The following is a 3,217-nucleotide window of genomic DNA, read 5'->3' on the forward strand; positions in this document are numbered from 1 at the left end:
ATCGAGAATTTGAAAATAAAGAAGAACTCGAAAAAGTAGTCAATCAGCTTTTAAATGAAGGGGGATTGATTATTAAATGGAGTAGAAAACTTAAAAATAAGGGTAATGCTGTCAATGTAACTTAAATGCGGAAAAGCTTAGCTCTCTATAACAGCACGGTTCTCCTCGTTACTCACGACATCGATGAAGCCCTATTAGTGGCCGATCGAGTTCTTCTCATGGGCCGTCATCCGGTGGGCATCCGCCGAGAATGGACCATCTCGATGCCGAAACCCCGTTTCGAGTCAGCAAAGCTGTTGAGTGATCTACGCCGGTCAATTTTTCAAGAATTAGCCCTTGTCATGACACTGTAAATCCATGAACCTAGACGATAATTGTGCTTGTTGCGGCATGAGCCGTCGAGATTTTCTGAAACTTTCGGCACTGTTTACGAGTTCCTTCGGAGCAGCAATCGCCGCCGATAGTGGGAGTCTCCCTGTTAACGCCAATGCCAACGACCAGCCTGTGAAAATCGGTTATCTACCGATTACGGATGCCGCCCCCCTATTGGTGGCCCACTCGCGAAAACTTTATCAAGCGGAAGGTTTAACGGCAGAACAACCACGCCTATTCCGCTCTTGGGCGCAGATTGTTGAAGCCTTTCTCGCTCGGCAGGTGAACGTTATTCATGTTCTTTTTCCCACCTCGATCTGGATTCGTTACGGGCGCAATTTCCCCGCTAAAATCGTCGCTTGGAACCATACCAACGGCTCAGCCCTCACCGTCCTTCCCGATATTGAAAATCCCAGGGAATTGGGAGGTAAAACGATCGCGGTTCCTTTCTGGTATTCGATTCATAATTTGGTCTTGCAACAACTCTTACAACGTAACGGGCTGAAAATAGTTCGCAAAGCCAAGGACGCGCCGATAGCTCCTAACGAGGTTAATCTAGTGGTTCTCCCGCCCCCGGATATGGTATCAGCCCTCGCCAATAAGAGCATCGGTGGTTATAAGCTAAACGGCTTTTACTTCGGATCACCGATATAGACTCCAAAAGGGTTATAGCTATTGGATCATGCAGGTTAAGCGCCGTTTAGCTTATTGTTGCTGAACCTTTCAACGCGGCGGCGGAAAATCTAAAAACCGGTAGGGTTCTCCGTTTCACCGGCGATGTCTGGAAGAATCACGCCTGTTGCGTCGTCTTTGTTCACGAGGAGGATATTAGGCAACGGAAACAATGGACGCAGAAGGTGGTAAACGCCCTCGTTAAAGCTCAACTCTGGTCACGGGGCAATCGCTCCGAAGTGGCCCGGATTCTCTCTAAAGATGGTGGAAAATATACGCCTCACCCGCTGCCAGTATTGCAACGGGCGCTTACTTACTACGATCGCAATTTCTATAAGAAAGAGGGAGCGATCCAGAATCCAGACTGGCAAGTCAACCGGATTGATTTCCAGCCCTATCCTTTCCCTTCCTATACGGAGGAACTGGTACGCTTGCTCAAAACCACTCAGGTAGAAGGAAATACGGATTTTCTTCAAAAACTGCAACCCCGACAGGTGGCGCGGGATCTCGTGGATGACTCTTTTGTCCGTAATGCCTTGCAACAGGTGGGCGGACCGAAAGCTTTCGGCTTACCGAATAATCTCTCCCGCATCGAGACGATCAAATTTTAAGGGTCCTAACCTATGAAGTCACAATCTTTGACCTCCCCGCCAATATCTTTACTACCCTTATGGGGTATAGGCTTTGGATTATTGCTCTGGTGGCTATTTACCAGTCCTCTATGGCACTCAAACCCGATTTTAAATGATTTTTCCCCTGAGCGATCTTTTGTCGCTTTATTACATCTTTTTGTTCGGGGGGAGATTATGCCCCATATCCTCACCAGTTGCCGCCGGGTTCTTGTGGGCTTGGCTCTCGCTAGTGCCATCGGTTTGCCGTTGGGGGTATTAATCGGGTTGTATCGCTCCCTTGAATCAGCTTTGTCGGCCGTATTTCAATTTCTACGCATGATCTCGCCCCTTTCTTGGATGCCTTTAGCGGTGATGGTTTTGGGAATTGGTGATCTACCCGTGTATTTTTTGCTGACGGTGGCGGCTATCTGGCCGATCCTTCTCAATACGGCTGCCGGGGTTAACGCGGTTGATCGCTCTTGGTTGACTTTAGCCCGCAGTCTCTGTGCTACCCGAGGGGAAACGGTTTTCCAGATTATTCTGCCTGCGATCCTCTCCCATCTCTTAACTGGTTTTCGTTTGGCTATCGGTATTATCTGGATCGTTCTTGTCCCGGCGGAAATGCTGGGGGTTAGTGCGGGTTTGGGTTATTATATTCTCGATACACGCGATCGACTCGCTTATTCAGAGTTGATGGCAGTGATTCTCGTTATTGGCGCGATTGGTTATCTGCTCGATTGGGGTTTGCGTCTGGCTCATCGCTCTTGGACGCATCAAGATTAGCCTATTGGTTCAACTATGTGGGAAGTGGGAAGTGGGAAGTCTTGGCTCTTTTCCTTAGTTGGAAGAGCGGGCCAGACGACTAACCCCAGTGTGTAATAACTGTTCCAAGCTTTGGCGATCGCTGATGGCTTGAAGATTGATCACAAAACAGGTTAAACCCAGTCCAAAGAGGATAAAAGTGGGGGCCATAACCACACCGATCATTAACCAGGTGGCGACGTGGAGAAACATGGTGACAGCGAACAACAAAGCTAGGGAAGCAATGGGGAAGATTTGACGGGTAGGACGACCGAAATAGAGAAAAAGAACTGTTAAAACGGTGGTTACTAAGTTAGCGGGTACTAAAAAGGCACAAATCGAGATGCAATAGTTGCGGGAAAATTCAGCGAGAGTATTAAAATCTATCATCGAAAATTTGGGACTGAAACCCCGTCGTTCTACGACGGCTTTACTGTTAAATATTAGCACATTTACGAAATATAGCGGTTCTCACATCTGGGTGGCACACTTTAACCTTTGCTGATTAAGCTTTTCAGGATTGAGAATGTACCTCTTGTTAACAGGAAACGCTATATATGCTAAAATGTGAGACATGGAAAAAGCCTACTCGTTTCGATTTTACCCCACACCAGAACAAGAGTCGCTATTGCGGCGCACCTTGGGCTGTGTAAGATTGGTTTACAATAAAGCTCTCCACGAACGAACACAAGCTTGGTACGAAAAGCAAGAAAGAGTAGGATATGCTGAAACTTCTTCAATGCTAACTGATTGGAAAAAAC

Annotated in this window: 6 protein-coding genes and 1 pseudogene; 6 read left to right on the forward strand and 1 reads right to left on the reverse strand. The window is 47.4% G+C overall.

All coding sequences use genetic code 11. The features are described 5' to 3' along the window. The 5 genes and pseudogenes from IM322_RS20080 to IM322_RS20100 all read left to right on the forward strand — a co-directional run. Nucleotides 1-125, forward strand: a pseudogene (locus tag IM322_RS20080) (IS630 family transposase); the annotation flags it as partial. Next, nucleotides 126-353: a hypothetical protein gene (locus IM322_RS20085; RefSeq protein ID WP_287672986.1), complete on the forward strand. Its 228-nt coding sequence runs from the start codon at nucleotides 126-128 to the stop codon at nucleotides 351-353. A gap of 4 nt (nucleotides 354-357) precedes the next feature. Then, nucleotides 358-1,026, forward strand: a complete 669-nt coding sequence (locus tag IM322_RS20090) for an ABC transporter substrate-binding protein (protein ID WP_287672988.1) — start codon at nucleotides 358-360, stop codon at nucleotides 1,024-1,026. A gap of 53 nt (nucleotides 1,027-1,079) precedes the next feature. Next, nucleotides 1,080-1,655, forward strand: a complete 576-nt coding sequence (locus IM322_RS20095; RefSeq protein ID WP_287672994.1) for an ABC transporter substrate-binding protein — start codon at nucleotides 1,080-1,082, stop codon at nucleotides 1,653-1,655. A 12-nt stretch (nucleotides 1,656-1,667) separates the two neighbouring features. Further along, nucleotides 1,668-2,438, forward strand: coding sequence for an ABC transporter permease (locus IM322_RS20100; protein WP_287672991.1), 771 nt, complete (start codon nucleotides 1,668-1,670; stop codon nucleotides 2,436-2,438). A 54-nt stretch (nucleotides 2,439-2,492) separates the two neighbouring features. Here the strand turns inward: IM322_RS20100 and IM322_RS20105 are convergent, their stop codons facing one another. Further along, complete coding sequence (locus tag IM322_RS20105; RefSeq protein ID WP_287672993.1) at nucleotides 2,493-2,846, reverse strand: hypothetical protein; 354 nt, start codon at nucleotides 2,844-2,846, stop codon at nucleotides 2,493-2,495. A gap of 184 nt (nucleotides 2,847-3,030) precedes the next feature. On the opposite strand from IM322_RS20105, the gene IM322_RS20110 reads away from it, so the two are divergent. Then, nucleotides 3,031-3,217, forward strand: a 187-nt coding sequence (locus tag IM322_RS20110) for a helix-turn-helix domain-containing protein (protein WP_287713319.1), incomplete at its 3' end; no start/stop codon positions are given.

It is taken from the genome of Microcystis sp. M109S1 (genome assembly GCF_020247025.1).
GTDB lineage: Bacteria > Cyanobacteriota > Cyanobacteriia > Cyanobacteriales > Microcystaceae > Microcystis.

Coding starts and splice junctions, on each gene's coding strand:
- IM322_RS20105 (WP_287672993.1), bottom strand. CDS start 2,846: ATGATAGATTTTAATACTCTCGCTGAATTTTCCCGCAACTATTGCATC.
- IM322_RS20100 (WP_287672991.1), top strand. CDS start 1,668: ATGAAGTCACAATCTTTGACCTCCCCGCCAATATCTTTACTACCCTTA.
- IM322_RS20085 (WP_287672986.1), top strand. CDS start 126: ATGCGGAAAAGCTTAGCTCTCTATAACAGCACGGTTCTCCTCGTTACT.
- IM322_RS20090 (WP_287672988.1), top strand. CDS start 358: ATGAACCTAGACGATAATTGTGCTTGTTGCGGCATGAGCCGTCGAGAT.